This is a genomic window from Streptomyces sp. NPDC045968 (assembly GCF_056430475.1).
In genome coordinates this window covers 597525-614502 of sequence record NZ_JBWKLF010000002.1, presented here as the reverse complement: position 1 = coordinate 614502, position 16978 = coordinate 597525, and the positions used below count along the sequence as shown (strand labels likewise).

At 71.3% G+C, this 16978-nt stretch carries 16 protein-coding genes; 9 read left to right on the top strand and 7 right to left on the bottom strand.

Going from position 1 to position 16978, the window contains the following annotated elements; all coding sequences use genetic code 11:
- Positions 1 to 2184 carry a DEAD/DEAH box helicase gene (locus AC07FA_RS08380; RefSeq protein ID WP_479073983.1) on the bottom strand — a complete coding sequence of 728 codons (2184 nt, stop codon included), beginning with the start codon at positions 2182 to 2184 and terminating at the stop codon, positions 1 to 3.
- A gap of 195 nt (positions 2185 to 2379) precedes the next feature.
- Here AC07FA_RS08380 and AC07FA_RS08375 point away from each other — a divergent pair, with 195 nt between their 5' ends.
- Together AC07FA_RS08375 and AC07FA_RS08370 are read left to right on the top strand one after the other, a co-directional pair.
- The gene (locus AC07FA_RS08375) at positions 2380 to 3171 is read left to right on the top strand and encodes a VOC family protein (RefSeq protein WP_479073981.1); all 792 of its coding nucleotides are present in this window, start codon (positions 2380 to 2382) and stop codon (positions 3169 to 3171) included.
- A 72-nt stretch (positions 3172 to 3243) separates the two neighbouring features.
- A complete protein-coding gene (locus AC07FA_RS08370) occupies positions 3244 to 3498 on the top strand; it encodes a WhiB family transcriptional regulator (RefSeq protein ID WP_479073979.1) in 255 nt (84 codons plus the stop codon).
- Between the two features lie 68 nt (positions 3499 to 3566).
- Here the strand turns inward: AC07FA_RS08370 and AC07FA_RS08365 are convergent, their stop codons facing one another.
- The 4 genes from AC07FA_RS08365 to ssgD all read right to left on the bottom strand — a co-directional run bounded on the left by AC07FA_RS08365 (position 3567) and on the right by ssgD (position 7163).
- The gene (locus AC07FA_RS08365; RefSeq protein WP_479074260.1) at positions 3567 to 4475 is read right to left on the bottom strand and encodes a chitosanase; all 909 of its coding nucleotides are present in this window, start codon (positions 4473 to 4475) and stop codon (positions 3567 to 3569) included.
- Positions 4476 to 4667: 192 nt separating this feature from the next.
- Positions 4668 to 5642 (bottom strand): acyl-ACP desaturase, encoded by a 975-nt coding sequence (locus AC07FA_RS08360; RefSeq protein WP_479073978.1) that lies wholly within the window; start codon positions 5640 to 5642, stop codon positions 4668 to 4670.
- Positions 5643 to 5758: 116 nt separating this feature from the next.
- Complete coding sequence (ddaH, locus tag AC07FA_RS08355; RefSeq protein WP_479073977.1) at positions 5759 to 6535, bottom strand: dimethylargininase; 777 nt, start codon at positions 6533 to 6535, stop codon at positions 5759 to 5761.
- 211 nt (positions 6536 to 6746) lie between these two features.
- Positions 6747 to 7163, bottom strand: coding sequence for a spore wall synthesis regulator SsgD (gene ssgD, locus AC07FA_RS08350; RefSeq protein ID WP_479073976.1), 417 nt, complete (start codon positions 7161 to 7163; stop codon positions 6747 to 6749).
- A 181-nt stretch (positions 7164 to 7344) separates the two neighbouring features.
- Here ssgD and AC07FA_RS08345 point away from each other — a divergent pair, with 181 nt between their 5' ends.
- Positions 7345 to 8448: a WD40/YVTN/BNR-like repeat-containing protein gene (locus AC07FA_RS08345; RefSeq protein WP_479073975.1), complete on the top strand. Its 1104-nt coding sequence runs from the start codon at positions 7345 to 7347 to the stop codon at positions 8446 to 8448.
- A gap of 29 nt (positions 8449 to 8477) precedes the next feature.
- On the opposite strand, the gene AC07FA_RS08340 is transcribed toward AC07FA_RS08345, so the two are convergent.
- The gene (locus tag AC07FA_RS08340; protein WP_479073974.1) at positions 8478 to 8765 is read right to left on the bottom strand and encodes a YciI family protein; all 288 of its coding nucleotides are present in this window, start codon (positions 8763 to 8765) and stop codon (positions 8478 to 8480) included.
- Between the two features lie 149 nt (positions 8766 to 8914).
- Here AC07FA_RS08340 and AC07FA_RS08335 point away from each other — a divergent pair, with 149 nt between their 5' ends.
- Together AC07FA_RS08335 and mmpA are read left to right on the top strand one after the other, a co-directional pair.
- Positions 8915 to 9592: an endonuclease V gene (locus tag AC07FA_RS08335; protein ID WP_479073973.1), complete on the top strand. Its 678-nt coding sequence runs from the start codon at positions 8915 to 8917 to the stop codon at positions 9590 to 9592.
- Positions 9593 to 9641: 49 nt separating this feature from the next.
- Positions 9642 to 9785 (top strand): morphogenic membrane protein MmpA, encoded by a 144-nt coding sequence (mmpA, locus tag AC07FA_RS08330; protein WP_479073971.1) that lies wholly within the window; start codon positions 9642 to 9644, stop codon positions 9783 to 9785.
- A 10-nt stretch (positions 9786 to 9795) separates the two neighbouring features.
- On the opposite strand, the gene AC07FA_RS08325 is transcribed toward mmpA, so the two are convergent.
- Positions 9796 to 10986, bottom strand: a complete 1191-nt coding sequence (locus AC07FA_RS08325; RefSeq protein ID WP_479073969.1) for a saccharopine dehydrogenase family protein — start codon at positions 10984 to 10986, stop codon at positions 9796 to 9798.
- 202 nt (positions 10987 to 11188) lie between these two features.
- Between AC07FA_RS08325 and AC07FA_RS08320 the strand changes: the two genes are divergently transcribed.
- From AC07FA_RS08320 to AC07FA_RS08305, 4 genes are read left to right on the top strand one after another with little or no spacing between them, the layout of a single operon-like run.
- Positions 11189 to 12340 (top strand): CaiB/BaiF CoA transferase family protein, encoded by a 1152-nt coding sequence (locus tag AC07FA_RS08320; protein WP_479073968.1) that lies wholly within the window; start codon positions 11189 to 11191, stop codon positions 12338 to 12340.
- A gap of 10 nt (positions 12341 to 12350) precedes the next feature.
- Positions 12351 to 13493 carry an acyl-CoA dehydrogenase family protein gene (locus AC07FA_RS08315; RefSeq protein ID WP_479073966.1) on the top strand — a complete coding sequence of 381 codons (1143 nt, stop codon included), beginning with the start codon at positions 12351 to 12353 and terminating at the stop codon, positions 13491 to 13493.
- 36 nt (positions 13494 to 13529) lie between these two features.
- Entirely contained in the window at positions 13530 to 14744 is a 1215-nt protein-coding gene (locus AC07FA_RS08310) for an acetyl-CoA C-acetyltransferase (protein WP_479073964.1), read from the top strand.
- A gap of 38 nt (positions 14745 to 14782) precedes the next feature.
- Positions 14783 to 16954, top strand: a complete 2172-nt coding sequence (locus tag AC07FA_RS08305) for a 3-hydroxyacyl-CoA dehydrogenase NAD-binding domain-containing protein (RefSeq protein ID WP_479073962.1) — start codon at positions 14783 to 14785, stop codon at positions 16952 to 16954.
- Positions 16955 to 16978 lie beyond the last annotated feature (24 nt).

Genomic DNA, 16978 nt, shown 5'->3' with positions numbered 1-16978 from the left:
TCAGCCCCCGGCGGCCAGCCGGCGCTGTTCCTCCTCGACGATCCGCCGGGCGAGCGACCCGTCCGACACATCGACGGCATCGGGCGTCGCCTCGGCGAGATCGCTGCGCCGTGCGTACGCGTCGAAGAGCCGGTCCTTGCGCGCGAGGATGTCCAGCATCCGCTGGTCGACGCTGTCCGTCGCCAGGAGCCGGTGCACCTGGACCGTGCGTATCTGCCCCATGCGATGGGCGCGGGCCACGGCCTGGTGCTCCATCGTCGGTTTGATCTGCGGCTCGCACAGGATGACCACCGAGGCGGCCTGCATGTTCAGCCCGACACCCCCGGCCTGGATCTGGCTCAGCAGGACCGCGTGACCCTCTGCCGCGCCGAACCCGTCGACCAGGTCCTGGCGGCGGGCGGCCGGCAGGCTCCCGGAGACCGGTCCGAACACGCCCTCGCCCAGGGCCTCCTGGACCGTGGCCAGTACCTCGCGGAAGTACGAGAACACCACCACCTTGAGTCCGTTGCTCTCCGCCTCCGCGACCAGCTCGCACAGCCGGGCCAGCTTCGCGGAGGTGGCCGGCCGCGCGTACGCGGCACGGCGCATCCGCATGAACTGCCCGGATTTCACGGCCTCGCGGTAGGCGTCGAGATCGGCCGCGCTGAACTCCTCCCACTCGTCGACCTGGACCAGCGCGGGCAGTTCGCCGAGCACGTCCACCTGGTTGCGCCGCAGATAGGCGGGGGCGACGGCCCTGCGGAAGGCGAGCGAACCGGCGGCGCCATGGGTGGTGGAGACGGCCGGGGCCAGCTCGGGCCTGAGCTGGCGGACGAGGCTGCGGAACTCCTCGACCCGGTTCTCCATCGGAGTGCCGGTCAGATACAGCACCCGCTCGGTACGCCGCGCCCAGCCGGCCACGCTCCGGGCGCGGCGGGTCGCCGGATTCTTCACGAAGTGGGCCTCGTCCACCACCAGCATGCCCGGCTGCTCCGCCCCGGCCCACGCGTCCGGCAGGGTGTGCAGGGCGTCGAAGGTGGTGAGAGCGACCCCGCCGCTCCCGCACCACTCGGCGAACGCCTCGCGCCGCTCCGGCCCGTGTACCGCGAGAGCGCGCAGTGTCGAGCGGGCGCGGATCTCCCGCGTCCAGTTGATCAGCACGCTCGCCGGGCACACCACCAGGAAGTGCGTCTCGCCCCGGGCGGAGAGATGGGCGAGCGCGGCGATGGCCTGGACGGTCTTGCCGAGCCCCATCTCGTCCCCGAGGATCACCCGCTTCTGCGCCAGGGCGAACCGCGCCCCGAACGACTGGTACCCGCGCAGCGACACCCGCAGATGCGCGTCGTCGAGCCGCAGCCCGCGCACCCGGTCCGCGATCCCGGCCGGGAGGAAGCCCTCGGCGGCGTCCCGGTCGGGGCCGGTGCCCGACATCTCGGCCAGCAGGCTGTAGTACTCGGCGGACCGCAGCTCGAAGTCGACCCAGGCTCCGGGCGCGGACTCCGGCGCCCGCAGCAGGTCGACCGACACCTGCCCGAACAGCAGGGGCAGTTCCCGTTCGTCCGCCTCGGCCACGACGGCCCGTACGGAGAGGGCCGCCGCCAGCGCCTGTTCCCGGGCCGCCCGGCCCGCGAACAGCATGCGCAGCCGGCCCCCGGCCGGTCCGGCCGTGGCCAGCAGGGACTCCAGCCGCGCCAGCAGCCCGCGCGCGGCGTCACGGGCGCGCCGGACGTCGGGCCCCGCCTCGACCAGCCGGTTGAGGGCCACCACCAGGGCGGTCGTCGGTTCGTCGGGAGCGTCCACGTCGATGCGTACGGAGACGGTGTCGCGGACCGCGTGCGCGATCTGGCGTGCCGCGGCCAGTGCCTGGTCGGCGGTCTGCGCCCCCACACCGGGGATCTGCCGGAGCTCGTACCGGCTCGCCGCGTGCACCTGGGCGACCGTTCCGTAACCGGCCTCCTCGACCGCGCCGATCCGCAGCCGCCCCTCGGTCACGTCCTTGAGCCGCGACACCGGGATCGCCGCCAGCTCCTGGCCGACGAGGGCGTCCAGGAGCGGATCGAGTGCGGCGCGTACGGCGTCGACGGCCCGGCCGTGATCGGCCAGTACCGCGCGGGCCGTCTCCAGCAGCCGCTCCGCACGGCCGAACAGCTCCCGGGCGGCTCGCCCCGTGGGCGCCTCGGCGCGCGTCGCCCCGGCCTCAGTCATGTCCGTCCCTCTGTCCCCACAGCCTTGCCCTCACCGTGGCCCTCACCCGGCCGGTGCTCATGGTCCCACGGACCCTCTCCCGGCCGGTCCGTGCCGGACTGCGGTTGTCAGTGCCCGGTGCGAGACTCGGTCGAGCGGGGAAATCCTCCGCGCCACGAGACGAGCGAGGCAGCCGGCTCGCTGAAGGGGCCCACCATGCTCAACCCCAGCTTTGTCACCGGAGTCCCCAACTGGATCGACCTGGGCACGCCCGACCTGGACCGGGCCACCGCGTTCTACCGCGGCCTCTTCGGCTGGGAGCTGGTACCCGGCGGCCCCGAGACCGGTGAGTACGGGATGTACCTGCTGAACGGGAATTCGGCGGCGGGAGTGATGACCGTGCCGGAGGACCAGGCGAAGCCCTCCTGGTCGGTGTACTTCCAGTCGCCCGACGCGGACGCCACAGCCAAGGCCGTCGCGCAGGCCGGGGGCAATGTGCTCTTCGAGCCGATGGACGTCCGCGAGTTCGGGCGGATGGCCGGCTTCACGGACAACGAGGGGGCGTACTTCGGCGTCTGGCAGCCGGGCACCAACAGCGGTCTGGGCGTCATCCAGGAACCGGGCTCCCTGGTCTGGTCGGAGCTGCACACCCCCGAGGTGTCCGCGGCCGCCGCGTTCTTCCAGACGCTCTTCGGCTGGGAGGCCGACGAGATGACCTTCCCCGGCGGCTCCTACACCACGGTCCGGCCCGCGGGCGCCGGCCCGGAGTCGTCCTTCGGCGGACTCGTCCACCTGGGCGATGTACCGGCCGAGGCCGACCGGGGCCCGCACTGGGTCCCGTACTTCGCGGTCGAGGACTGCGACGCCGCTTCGGCGGACGTCGAACAGCTGGGCGGCAGCGTGACGGTGGCGCCCCAGGACATCGAAGGGGTCGGAAGGATCGCCCATGCCGCCGACCCGTTCGGCGCGGTGTTCGCCATGATCAAGCCGGCACCGATGCAGGGCTGAGCTCGTTCTCCGGTGCGCCTCATTGACGCACCGTTGATCAGTTGTTTATCGCCGCCCGGCACGGTGGTCACCATGCTGATCAACACCATGACCGACGAAGCGCTCGCCTGGCAGGAGACGGCGCTCTGCGCGCAGGCGGGACCCGAGTTCTTCTTCCCGGCCCCGGGGAGTTCGACGCGTGAGGCCAAGCAGTTGTGCAACGCGTGCGAGGGCCGGGTGGCCTGCCTGGAGTACGCGCTCGCCAACGACGAGCGGTTCGGCGTCTGGGGCGGACTGTCCGAGAAGGAGCGGGACCGGATGCGCAGAGGAGCGCGCGAACAGGGGTGACCGCCGGGTGCCGCGCCCTCCGGTTCAGGACGCAATGCCCTCTGGTTCAGGGCGCAACGGCCTCCGGTTCAGGACGGAATGCGGAAGGTCTCGCCGTACGTCTGCCACACCAGAGGCGCCCGCAGTTCCAGATTGCCCGCGCGCAGGAACACCCGTTGCGCGGTGTCGATCCGTGAGGTGTCGCGCTGCGTCGTGCGCGCCCGGATCACCGACCTGCCCGCGTCCAGGAAGGCATGGAGATACGCGGTCTCGTCGCCGCCCTCGGCCGCGGTGTCGGCCCGCGCCATCGCCGCGTCGCGGATTCCGTAGAAGCCCGTCGCCTCGATTCCGGGGCCGTGCAGCACCATCGCGTCGTAGTACACGAACTGCCCCAGCGTGCCGAGCCCGTCCAGTTTCGCCAGCCGGACCGCGGGCTCGAAGTAGAGCCTGTCCCGGAACTCCTCCTGGGCGTCGCGGAACGCCTTGTCCTGGGCCGCGGCCTTCCACGCGGCCGTGAAGCCGGGGTCGAGCCCCTCGTGCGAGTCGGTACCGTCCACCGCGCGCAGCGCGGGAAGGAACGGGGCGAGCGGGTTGTCCGGATGCTCCGCGGTGAAGGACTCGACGAGCTGAAGCATGTCGTTCGTCCCGGAACAGAAACCGACGATCCCCGCCGTGTAGCCGGTGCCGTCCCCGACGTCCTCGATGGTGCCGTACTGGCTGCGCCAGTCCAGGGTGGAGCTCTCCGCGCTGGCCACCAGCTGCGAGGCGATCTCCTTCATGCGCGGCTCCGCCAGCCCGGCGGGCAGACCGGCTATCTCCGCGTCCTCCGCCTTCTGCTTGGCCGAGGCGGTGGCGGTGGCCTCGTCACCGGCAGGTGCGGCAGGCGCGGGCTCCGCGGCCTGCGGCGAACCCGTGGGCAGCGCCGGATCGCCGCTGCTGCCGAACACGATGGATGCGGCGATGGCGATCGGTGCGCCGAAGAGGAAAAGACGCGTCACTGGCTTCACCCGGCACAGAGTACGGTCCGTGGAACGCGGGGGCCGGCCGACCCCCGCACGTCACCGGTCACCCCCGCGCCCGGGGTCGGGCCCGCGCCGTCCACGCGAGCGGGAGGCGGCCCGCGCGCGGGTCACGGCGACGGAGCAAGTGCGCCGGGCACCGGCCCGACGCCTCACTGACGGGGACCTGACTCAGGCCTTGTCGCGTGCCGCCATCCGCACCTTGCGGGCGGCCAGCTTCTCGTCGAACTTCGACGCCTCGCTGTCCAGACCGCTCATGTACATACCGAGCTCCTCCTGCGCCTTCAGCCCGTCCGGGCCGAGGCCGTCGATGTCGAGGACCTTCAGGTAGCGCAGCACGGGCTGGATGACGTCGTCGTGGTGGATGCGCATGTTGTAGATCTCGCCGATCGCCATCTGCGCGGCGGCCCGCTCGAAGCCCGGCATGCCGTGTCCGGGCATCCGGAAGTTGACCACGACATCACGCACGGACTGCATCGTCAGATCCGGGGCCAGCTCGAAGGCCGCGCCCAGGAGATTCCGGTAGAAGACCATGTGCAGGTTCTCGTCGGTCGCGATCCGCGCGAGCATCCGGTCACAGACCGGGTCACCCGACTGGTGGCCGGTGTTGCGGTGCGAGACACGCGTGGCCAGCTCCTGGAACGCGACGTACGCGACGGAGTGCAGCATCGAGTGGCGGTTGTCGGACTCGAAGCCCTCCGCCATGTGTGCCATCCGGAACTGCTCCAGCTTGTCCGGGTCGACGGCGCGCGAGGTCAGCAGGTAGTCGCGCATCACGATGCCGTGCCGGCCCTCTTCGGCGGTCCAGCGGTGCACCCAGGTGCCCCAGGCGCCGTCGCGGCCGAAGAGGGAGGCGATCTCGTGGTGGTAGCTGGGGAGGTTGTCCTCGGTCAGCAGGTTGACGACGAGGGCGATCTTGCCGATGTCGGTGACCTTGGACTGCTCGGCCTCCCACGCCTGGCCGTCCTCGAAGACGCCGGGGAAGTTGCGCCCGTCGGAGAACGGCACGTACTCGTGCGGCATCCAGTCCTTGGCGACCTTGAGATGGCGGTTGAGCTCCTTCTCCACCACCTCTTCCAGGGCGTACAGCAGCTGGGCGTCGGTCCACGCCTTCGAACTGCCGAGATGGGGAGAGGTGATCGTCACGGGGGCTCCTGGGGACGGGAGAATTACTTACGGCTTCGTAGGTTACGTGACCGTAGGTTAAAGCGAGGGTAAGGCCCGGGCCAAGCCCGTCCCCGCGGGCGTCCGGTTACGCCCCGTTATGCGCGCAGGTCGCGGACGCGTACGGAGAGGCAGGTCACGCAGCCTTCCAACTTCTCGTACTCGCTGATATCCACCACAACGGGTTCGAAACCGAGCTCGGTGAACAGCTCGGCCGACTTGGGCGCGCTCGCGGCCATCAGCAGCTTTCCGCCGCCGAGCAGCACCACGTGCGCGCCCGCCTCCTCCGGGACCGGCAGGAAGCGGCCGAAGAGCGACGGCTCGTCCACCAGGGGCGGATATCCGATGACCGTGCCGTCGGGGAGCGCCGTCACCGCGGACTTGAGGTGCAGCACCTTGCTGATCGGTACGGCCACGACCCGGGCTCCCAGCGGCTCGAAGACGGCCCTCAGCTGCCGTACCCCCTCCGCGTTCGTCCGGCCGCCCCGGCCGACGTAGATCGTGTCACCGGTCTTGAGGACGTCGCCGCCGTCCAGCGTGCCCGGCTCGCGGACCCGGTTCACCGAACAGCCGAGCCGTGTCAGCGCCTCCTCGACGGCGGGGGTCTCGCCCCTGCGTGACTCGGCCCCGGACCGGGCGATCAGGGCGACGTTCCGGAACATCACCACCGTGTCCTCGACGAACACGCCGTCCGGGAAGTCGTCGGCGGCGGCCACCTCGACCGTCTCCCAGCCGTGTTCGCGCAGGGCCGCCGTGTAGCGGTCCCACTGCGCGTGGGCGAGGGCGGCGTCGACCGGTGTGCGTTCGATATGGGTGACGAGCCCGTCGGCGAGACGCGGACTCACGCGGCGGACGAGGGCTATCGTGCTGGGCATGGGCAGCGCTCCTCAAGAAGGGGGGACTCGATGCGGGGAATGCGGGTCCGGTCGGCTCCCAGCAGGGCGGCGCCTACTGTGCCGGCATGTGGCCGCTGGCAGCGGTCGTAGCCGCGCACGGCGGGGACCGGGGGCTCGCCCCCGCGCCGAACGGCGGTTCGAAGACCTGGGCGTTACTTCACCGGTAGGGCATGCCGGGCGGTCCAGCGGGTCAGCAGGGCCCGCCCAGCAGGTCGGTCAGATTCCGGTCGAGGTCCAGGAAGCGGTGCTCGTCGCCGACCGGCACGAGCTCCTGGGCGCGCTCCAGGAACCGGCGCAGCTCCGCGGTCCGCACATGCACCATCGCCACGCCCTCGGCGGCATGGAACTCCAGCACCGTCCGCTCGTAGCCGAAGGGCCGCACCCGTACGTCGCCCACGCCGGCCGGGGCGTCCACGCCCGTCGTGAGCAGTTCGCGCGAGAACTCCCAGGAGACCTCCGTCCCCTCCAGGGTCGCCGGTGCCGGAAACGCCATGCGGACGGCGAACGGGTCCTTGCGGTCGTACTGCAAGGTGGCGGGCAGAGTTTCCATCCGCGGAGCGGATGCGACCATGCGGGCCTGTACGGACTGCTCGATGACGCTGGACAAGACCTGCTCCCTCTCGCGCGCGGTGAATGGTTCCCGGCATTGGAGTAGACGACGGAACCGTTCGTTTCGTGCACTGAGGTGCGGCGTGAGCTGCGTCACCGCACACCTCACCGGGGCATGTGCCCGCTTTCGCGCGGTGCACGCTGGACGGCCCGCCGCCCGTGGGTTAACTTCCAGCGCCATGAAGGCCATGGGAAAGACGAGACGACTGATGGCAACGGCGCTGTGCGGGGCGGCTGTTACCGCCGTTCTGACCGCGCCCGCCGCACAGGCCGCACCGGACGCGCCAGCAGGCACGGAGGGACGGAGCCCGGGGTGGTCCCTCACCGACACGGGCACGACGGCGCGCTTCCGGGGGCTCGCCGCCGTCAGCCGCAGCTCCGCCTGGGTCGCCGGCTCGAAGGGCACCGTCCTGCGCACGTCCGACGGCGGCAGGCACTGGCGCGACGTCTCGCCGCCCGGGGCGGACGGGCTGGAGTTCCGTGACGTCGAGGCCTTCGACAGCCGGCGCGCCGTGGTGCTGGCCATCGGTGAGGGTGAGGCATCCAGGGTCTTCCGTACGGACGACGGTGGAGCGACGTGGGCGGAGTCCTTCCGCAACACCGACGCGCGCGCCTTCTACGACTGCCTCACGTTCTTCGACCACCGGCACGGGCTCGCGATGAGCGACCCGGTGGACGGCGCGTTCCGCATCCTGTCGACCGACGACGGCGGCCGCAGCTGGAAGGTGCTGCCCCCGGACGGGATGCCCGCCGCCCTGCCCGGCGAGGCGGGCTTCGCCGCGAGCGGCCAGTGTCTGGTCAGCTCGGGGCCGAAGGACGTCTGGCTGGCCACCGGCGGCGCGGCCACCGCGCGCGTCCTGCACTCCGGGGACCGGGGCCGGACCTGGACCGCGACCGAGTCGACGATCCCGGCGGGCGACCCGGCGCGGGGCGTCTTCGGTGTCGCGTTCCGCGACCGTACGCACGGCATCGCGGTCGGCGGCGACTACCGCGCCGACCAGCAGTCGCCCAAGAGCTCCTCGGTCACGGCCGACGGGGGCCGCGGCTGGCAGCAGTCCGCCACCCCACCTCCCGCCTACCGCTCGGGCGTCGCCTGGCTGCCGCACAGCCGGTCCGGCGCTCTCGCGGTCGGGCCCACGGGTACGGACCTCACGCTGGACGGCGGCCGGACCTGGCGCACGGTCGACACCGGCTCGTACGACACGGTGGACTGCACGCCCGACCTGGGCTGCTGGGCGTCGGGGGAGAAGGGACGGGTGGCCTTCCTCAGCGCCCGCCGCTGAGCAGTCCCTCGTACGACCACTGCCGACGACTACTGTCGATACGACGCCAGTTCGGGTGACGTCTTCGTCGCGATGAACTCCGTGATCCGGTAGGCGCACACGCCCTCGGAGGCGAAGGGGTCGGCCGCCGCGATCTCCTCGATCCGCGCGCGGTCGTCCCCGACGGCCAGGATCACTCCGCCGTCGCGGGGGTTCTTGCGGCCCGAAGCCAGGAACACCCCGGCGGCGTACTGGGCGTCCAGCCAGACGATGTGCTCCTGCATCAGCGCGTCGACGCGCTCGACGGGGGCGGTGTAGGTCAATTCGAGTACGAACATGATCGCCAGGCTACGGGACGCCTGTTCGCACGGCTCCGGGATACCGGGCCGGCCGGTGGGCCGGCCGTCACCGACAGCCTCTGACCGGCCGGGACGTGACGCCGGCGGGCGAGAGCGGCCGGACGACCGGGGCTAAGCTGGGCCGCATCATGACAACTTTCCCCATGCCCGCCGACGAGGCCGAAGCCCGCGCCGTCCAGGATGCCCTTCGTGCCCGCGTGGTGCTCGACGAGCCGGGTCCGCCGCCCGGTACCGGCCGGGTCACCGGCGTCGATGTCGCCTACGACGACGAGCGGGACGTCGTCGTGGCGGCGGCCGTCGTCCTGGACGCCGCGACGCTCGACGTGGTGGAAGAGGCCACCGCCGTCGGCCGGATCACCTTCCCCTATGTCCCGGGGCTCCTCGCCTTCCGCGAGATTCCCACCGTGCTGGAGGCGCTGGAGTCCCTGAGCGTCGACCCCGGGCTCGTCATCTGCGACGGCTACGGGCGGGCGCACCCGCGCCGGTTCGGGCTGGCCAGCCATCTGGGCGTGCTCACCGGGCTGCCGGTCATCGGCGTCGGGAAGAACCCGTTCACCTTCCATTACGACGCGCCGGGGCCCCGCCGAGGCGACTCCTCACCGCTCCTCGACGGGGACGAGGTGGTGGGCCGGGCGCTCCGCACCCAGGAGGGCACCAAGCCGGTGTTCGTCTCCGTCGGCCACCGGATCGACCTCGACAACGCCTGCGCGCACACGCTCAGACTGGCCCGGCGCTTCCGGCAGCCGGAGACCACCCGCAGGGCCGACGCGCTCTGCCGTCAGACCCTGCGTGAGGCGACCGCCTGAGTATCCGTACGGATGGCGCCCGCCGCTCCCGGTCGGCAGGCTGGAACGCATGAACACGCATCGCACGACTGTCCGAGCCGTACCCGTTCAGCATGCCCAGCGCCGCGTCGCGGTGGGCATGCTCCTCGGCGGCGTCGCGGGGCTCGTCTGGGCCGGTGCGATGCTCTGCACCCTGGCCTCCTGGGTCCTCTGACCCGCGGGTCTCAACGGACCGCGGCCACCCGGAAGCCCATCCCGGCAGCCGTCAGCCGCTCCAGCAGCGCATCGCCCATCGCCACGGCGGTGGTGACCTGTCCCGAGGTCGCCGGAAGGTCGTCCAGCGCCAGGCAGAGCGCCGACTCGGCGAGCATCTTCGCCGTCTCGTCGTAGCCCGGATCGCCGCCCGACACCTCTGTGAAGACCCGGCGTCCGCCGCCCTCGCCGACGAAGCGCACCGTGAACCAGCTCTGCTTCCGGCGCCGCTCGTCCGGCCCCTGCCCCGGTTCGTACCGCCCCATCAGCCAGTCCCTGGCGGCGGGGAGCTGGGCCGCGGCCAGAAGGGCCCCGATGGCCGCGGTGCCGCCGAGCGCCACCGGCAGGTGCTTCACCGAGGCGAAGTGCCGGTAGCGGAAGTCGGGGCCGTAACGCTCCAGGGCCCGCGCCGAACGTGCCACGACCTGCGGGTCCAGGGTCGGCAGCGGGAGCGCCCAGGTGCCGGTCTCCCCGCTGAAGTGCGGGGCCCCCAGCGGGGACCGGGCCCGGCGGCCCACCAGACGGGGCTCGTGCAGCCGCCGCCCCTTCGCGGCCCGCAGCATCTGCGGGCCGCGGCCCATCGCGGTCAGGGCCGAGGCGAACGTACCGCCGGAGAAAGCGGCGTTGCTGCGGACGAAGCCGTCGACGGTCAGCGGCACCCCGGTCGGGAGCTGCTGGACCGTGAAGTACACACCGAGGTCGTGCGGCACGGAGTCGAAACCGCAGGCGTGCACGATCCGCGCCCCCGTCTCGCGGGCCCGTGCGTCGTGCTCCAGATACATCCGGTCGACGAACTCCGCCTCCCCCGTGAGGTCAGCGCAGTCCGTCCCGGCCTCCGCGCAGGCGGCCACGAGCTTCTCCCCGTACCAGACGTACGGTCCCACCGTCGTGGCCACCACACGCGTGGACTCGGCCAGCGCCCGCAGCGACGCCGCGTCGTCGGCGTCCGCGTGCAGCAGCGGCAGATCCGCGCAGTCCGGGTCGATGGCGGTGAGGTGGTCCCGGAGCTGTTCCAGCTTGGTCCGGTTCCGGCCGGCCAGGGCCCAGCGGCACGTGCCGGGAGCGTTCGCGGCCAGATATTCGGCCGTGAGCACCCCCACGAAGCCGGTGGCACCGAAAAGGACGACGTCATAGGGGCGTTCTGCCCCGTTCTGCCTGTTCACGAGTGCCTCCGCAGGGGCCGGCGCCGATGTAGCAGGCAGAGGTTAGCGGAGGTGGACGTGGCGGCGCGCCCCGGGCCGGTTCCGTACGGGACGATCCACGGAAAGAGCTAAGCGCTTGCTCGGCCCAAGGGGTTGTGCGGAGCGCTGCCCGTTCTTAGCATCGTTGATGTTACATCGGTTGTGTCACACCTCTGGGGGCTTGATGGCAAGGGCAGGGAGCGTTCCGCAGGGCCCGCTGACCGGGGTACGCGTGGTCGAACTGGCCGGCATCGGCCCGGGTCCCTTCGCCGCCATGCTCCTGGCCGACCTCGGCGCCGACGTGGTCCGGGTGGACCGGCCGGGGGGTGCGGGGCTCGGTATCGACCCGGCCCTCGACCTCACCAACCGCAACAAGCGCTCGGTCCTCGTCGACCTCAAGGCCGAGGACGGACCGGCCCGGGTGCTGGAGCTCGTCGAGCGCGCCGACATCCTGATCGAGGGCTACCGGCCCGGAGTCGCCGAGCGTCTGGGCGTGGGCCCCGACGCCTGCCTCGCCCGCAATCCGCAGCTCGTCTACGGGCGGATGACCGGCTGGGGCCAGGACGGCCCGCTGGCCCAGCGGGCCGGGCACGACATCGCGTACATCGCACTCACCGGCACCCTCTCCATGATCGGGAAGCCCGGAGAGCCCCCGGCCGTCCCCGTCAACCTGGTCGGCGACTACGCGGGCGGCTCCCTCTACCTCGTCGTCGGGGTCCTCGCCGCACTCCAGCACGCCCGGACGCCGGGTGGCGCGGGCCAGGTCGTGGACGCGGCGATCGTCGACGGCGCCGCCCATCTCGCCACGATGATCCACGGGATGCTGGCGGCCGGCAGCTGGCAGGACCGGCGCGGCTCGAACCTGCTGGACGGAGGCTGCCCGTTCTACGGCGCCTACGAGACGGCCGACGGGCAGTACATGGCGGTGGGGCCGCTGGAGCAGCGGTTCTACGAGGAGTTCGTCGCGCTCCTCGGGATCGCGGACAAGGCTCCCGACCGGGCCGACCTCAGCCGCTGGGGCGAGCTGCGCACCGCCGTCGCCGAGCGGTTCCTGACGCGTACGCGGGCGGAGTGGACCGAGGTCTTCGAGGGCACGGACGCCTGCGTCGCGCCCGTCCTGTCGCTCCGTGAGGCCCCGCACCATCCGCACATCGCCGCCCGCTCCACCTTCGTCGAACACGACGGACTCACCCAGCCGGCCCCCGCGCCCCGCTTCTCCGCGACGCCGGTCTCCGTGCGCCGCGGGCCCGCCCGCCCGGGCGCCGACCCCGACGACGTGGCCCGCGACTGGGACGTACCGGGCATCCGCAGCAGCTCCACCGACGACCGGCTCTAGGAGGCCCCCAGTGCAGCGGCAGATCTTCACCGCAGAACACGACGCGTTCCGCGAGACCGTCCGTACCTTCCTCACCAAGGAAGTCCTCCCGCACTACGCGCAGTGGGAGAAGGACGGCATCGTCTCGCGTGAGGCCTGGCTCGCCGCCGGACGGCAGGGGCTCCTCGGTCTCGCGGTCCCCGAGGAGTACGGAGGCGGCGGCGACACCGACTTCCGTTACAGCGCCGTCCTCGCCGAGGAATTCACCCGCGCGGGCACCCCCGGCCTCGCCGTCGGCCTGCACAACGACATCATCGGCCCCTACCTCACCGGGCTGGGCACCGAGGAGCAGAAGCGGCGCTGGCTGCCCGGCTTCTGCAGCGGCGAGACCATCACGGCCATCGCGATGACCGAACCGGGCGCGGGCTCCGACCTCCAGGGCATCCGCACCACCGCCGAGGACAAGGGCGATCACTGGCTGCTGAACGGCTCCAAGACGTTCATCTCCAACGGCATCCTCGCCGACCTCGTCGTGGTCGTCGCCAGGACCACCCCCGAGGGCGGCGCGAAGGGACTCTCCCTGATCGTCGTCGAGCGCGGGGCGGAGGGCTTCGAACGGGGCCGCAACCTCGACAAGATCGGCCAGAAGTCCCAGGACACCGCCGAGCTGTTCTTCAACGACGTCCGTGTCCCCAAGGAGAACCTCCTCGGTGAGCGGGACGGCGCCTTCATCCATCTGATGACCAACCTGGCACAGGAACGGATGGGCATCGCGGTCGCCGCGATCGCGGGAGCCGAACACCTCCTGGAGATCACCACCCAGTACGTCAAGGAGCGCGAGGCGTTCGGCCGACCGCTCTCCAAGCTCCAGCACATCCGGTTCGAGATCGCCGAGATGGCCACCGAATGCGCCGTCACGCGGACCTTCCTCGACCGTTGCATCGTGGACCACTCGGACGGCGTGCTCGACGCCGTACACGCCTCGATGGCCAAGTGGTGGGCCACCGAACTGCAAAAGCGCGTCGCCGACCGCTGCCTCCAACTCCACGGCGGATACGGCTATATGGCCGAATTCCCGGTGGCCAGGGCGTTCACCGACGGCCGCATCCAGACCATCTACGGCGGCACGACCGAGATCATGAAAGAGATCATCGGCCGCTCGCTCCTCGCCTGACCTCCGCTGCGCAACCACCCTCGAAAGGCTGCTGTCTTGAGTACCGAAGCGTTCGTCTACGACGCGATCCGCACCCCGCGTGGCCGGGGCAAGGCCAATGGCGCCCTGCACGGCACCAAGCCGATCGACCTGGTCGTCGGCCTCATCCACGAGATCCGCGACAGGTTCCCCGGCCTGGACCCGGCGGCCATCGACGACATCGTCCTCGGCGTGGTCAGCCCGCTCGGTGACCAGGGCTCCGACATCGCGCGTGTCGCAGCCATCGCCGCCGGGCTCCCCGACTCCGTCGCCGGTGTCCAGGAGAACCGCTTCTGCGCCTCCGGCCTGGAAGCGGTCAACCTGGCAGCCGCCAAGGTGCGCTCCGGCTGGGAGGACCTCGTCCTGGCCGGCGGTGTGGAGTCGATGTCCCGCGTCCCGATGGGCTCCGACGGCGGCGCCTGGGCCATGGACCCGATGACCAACTACGAGACCGGCTTCGCCCCGCAGGGCATCGGCGCCGACCTCATCGCCACCATCGAGGGCTTCTCCCGCCGCGATGTCGACGAGTACGCCGCCCTCTCCCAGGAGCGCGCGGCCGAGGCGTGGAAGGACAACCGCTTCGCCCGCTCCGTGGTCCCCGTCAAGGACCGCAACGGCCTCGTCGTCCTCGACCACGACGAGCACATGCGGCCCGGCACCACCGCCGACTCGCTCGCCTCGCTCAAGCCGTCCTTCGCCGCGATCGGCGAGATGGGCGGATTCGACGCGGTCGCCCTCCAGAAGTACCACTGGGTCGAGAAGATCGACCACGTCCACCACGCGGGCAACTCCTCCGGCATCGTCGACGGCGCCGCACTCGTCGCCATCGGCTCCAAGGAGGTCGGCGAGCGGTACGGCCTCACCCCGCGCGCCCGGATCGTCTCCGCCGCCGTCTCCGGCTCCGAGCCGACCATCATGCTGACCGGGCCCGCGCCCGCCACCCGCAAGGCACTCGCCAAGGCCGGGCTGACCATCGACGACATCGACCTCGTCGAGATCAACGAAGCCTTCGCCGGCGTCGTCCTGCGCTTCGTCAAGGACATGGGTCTCTCCCTGGACAAGGTCAACGTCAACGGCGGCGCCATCGCGCTCGGCCACCCCCTCGGCGCCACCGGCGCGATGATCCTCGGCACGCTCGTCGACGAGCTGGAGCGGCGCGACAAGCGGTACGGCCTCATCACCCTCTGCGTCGGCGGCGGCATGGGCATCGCCACCGTCATCGAGCGTCTCTGACCGTCCCGGCCACCCCTGCTTACGGAGAAGACAAGCCAATGACCGAGAGCACGACCATCCGCTGGGAACAGGACGAGACCGGCGTCGTCACCCTCGTCCTCGACGACCCCAACCAGTCCGCCAACACGATGAACCAGGCGTTCAAGGACTCCATCGAGGTCATCGCCGACCGCGCCGAGGCCGAGAAGGACTCCATCCGGGGCATCATCTTCACCTCCGCGAAGAAGACGTTCTTCGCGGGTGGCGACCTCAAGGACATGATCAAGGTCGGCCCCGAGAACGCCCAGCAGGCGTTCGACACCGGGACGGCCATCAAGCGCTCCCTGCGCCGCATCGAGACCCTCGGCAAGCCCGTCGTCGCGGCGATCAACGGCGCGGCCCTCGGCGGCGGTTACGAGATCGCGCTCGCCAGCCACCACCGCATCGCCCTGGACGCGCCGGGCTCCCGCATCGGCCTGCCCGAGGTCACTCTCGGCCTGCTGCCCGCGGGCGGCGGCGTCACCCGCACCGTACGGCTGATGGGCATCGCCGACGCGCTGCTCAAGGTCCTGCTCCAGGGCACCCAGTACACTCCGCGGCGCGCCCTGGAGAACGGCCTGGTCCACGAGGTCGCGACCAGCCCCGAGGAGATGCTCGACAAGGCGCGTGCGTTCATCGACGCCCACCCCGAGTCGCAGCAGCCCTGGGACGTCAAGGGATACAAGATCCCCGGCGGTACCCCGTCCAACCCGAGGTTCGCCGCCAATCTGCCGGCCTTCCCCTCCAACCTGAAGAAGCAGCTCGCGGGCGCCCCCATGCCCGCCCCGCGCAATATCCTCGCCGCCGCGGTCGAGGGGGCGCAGGTCGACTTCGAGACCGCGCTGACCATCGAGGCCCGGTACTTCACCGAGCTGGTCACTGGCCAGGTCGCGAAGAACATGATCCAGGCGTTCTTCTTCGACCTCCAGGCCGTCAACTCCGGCGCCAGCCGCCCCAAGGGCATCGAGGAGCGCCCCGTCCGCAAGGTCGCCGTGCTCGGGGCCGGGATGATGGGCGCGGGCATCGCGTACTCCTGTGCGCGCGCCGGCATCGACGTCGTCCTCAAGGACGTCACCACGGAGGCCGCCGCCCGGGGCAAGGCGTACAGCGAGAAGCTGCTCGACAAGGCGCTCTCGCGGGGCCGTACGACCGAGGCGAAGCGGGACGAACTGCTGGCCAGGATCACGCCGACCGGCGACCCGGCCGACCTCGCGGGCTGCGACGCCGTGATCGAGGCCGTCTTCGAGGACACCTCGCTCAAGCACAAGGTGTTCCAGGAGATCCAGGACATCATCGAGCCCGATGCGCTGCTCTGCTCCAACACCTCCACGCTGCCGATCACCGTCCTCGCGGAAGGTGTGTCCCGGCCGGTGGACTTCATCGGGCTGCACTTCTTCTCGCCCGTCGACAAGATGCCGCTCGTCGAGATCATCAAGGGCGAGCGGACCGGCGACGAGGCCCTGGCACGCGCCTTCGACCTGGTCCGGCGGATCAAGAAGACGCCCATCGTGGTCAACGACTCGCGCGGCTTCTTCACCTCGCGTGTCATCGGCCAGTTCATCAACGAGGGCGTCGCCATGATCGGCGAGGGCGTCGAACCGGCCTCGGTCGAGCAGGCCGCGGCACAGGCCGGCTACCCGGCCAAGGTGCTCTCCCTGATGGACGAGCTGACGCTCACCCTGCCCCGCAAGATCCGCAACGAGACGAAGCGGGCCGTCGAGGAGGCGGGCGGCACCTGGGCCGGGCACCCCTCCGACGCCGTCATCGACCGGATGGTCGACGAGTTCGGGCGCCCCGGGCGCAGCGGCGGCGCGGGCTTCTACGAATACGACGAGGAGGGCAAGCGGACCCGCCTGTGGCCCGGCCTGCGCGAGCACTTCGCCCGGCCCGGCGCCGACGTCCCCTTCGCCGACATGCAGGAGCGAATGCTCTTCTCCGAGGCGCTGGACAGCGTCCGCTGCCTGGAGGAGGAGGTCCTCATCACGGTCGCCGACGCCAACATCGGCTCCATCATGGGCATCGGCTTCCCGGCCTGGACCGGCGGAGTGCTCCAGTACATCAACGGGTACGAAGGCGGCCTGCCCGGCTTCGTGGCGCGCGCCCGGGAACTCGCCGAGAAGTACGGCGATCGCTTCCTGCCGCCCGCCCTGCTCGTGGAGAAGGCCGAGAAGGGCGAGACCTTCCACGACTGACCCGCTCCGCGCGGGCCGCGTCCA

Bases quoted from the DNA above. Each gene is read 5' to 3' on its own strand.
- AC07FA_RS08380 (WP_479073983.1), bottom strand. From the start codon at position 2,184: ATGACTGAGGCCGGGGCGACGCGCGCCGAGGCGCCCACGGGGCGAGCC.
- AC07FA_RS08375 (WP_479073981.1), top strand. From the start codon at position 2,380: ATGCTCAACCCCAGCTTTGTCACCGGAGTCCCCAACTGGATCGACCTG.
- AC07FA_RS08370 (WP_479073979.1), top strand. From the start codon at position 3,244: ATGCTGATCAACACCATGACCGACGAAGCGCTCGCCTGGCAGGAGACG.
- ddaH (WP_479073977.1), bottom strand. From the start codon at position 6,535: ATGCCCAGCACGATAGCCCTCGTCCGCCGCGTGAGTCCGCGTCTCGCC.
- AC07FA_RS08345 (WP_479073975.1), top strand. From the start codon at position 7,345: ATGAAGGCCATGGGAAAGACGAGACGACTGATGGCAACGGCGCTGTGC.
- AC07FA_RS08340 (WP_479073974.1), bottom strand. From the start codon at position 8,765: ATGTTCGTACTCGAATTGACCTACACCGCCCCCGTCGAGCGCGTCGAC.
- AC07FA_RS08335 (WP_479073973.1), top strand. From the start codon at position 8,915: ATGACAACTTTCCCCATGCCCGCCGACGAGGCCGAAGCCCGCGCCGTC.
- mmpA (WP_479073971.1), top strand. From the start codon at position 9,642: ATGAACACGCATCGCACGACTGTCCGAGCCGTACCCGTTCAGCATGCC.
- AC07FA_RS08320 (WP_479073968.1), top strand. From the start codon at position 11,189: ATGGCAAGGGCAGGGAGCGTTCCGCAGGGCCCGCTGACCGGGGTACGC.
- AC07FA_RS08305 (WP_479073962.1), top strand. From the start codon at position 14,783: ATGACCGAGAGCACGACCATCCGCTGGGAACAGGACGAGACCGGCGTC.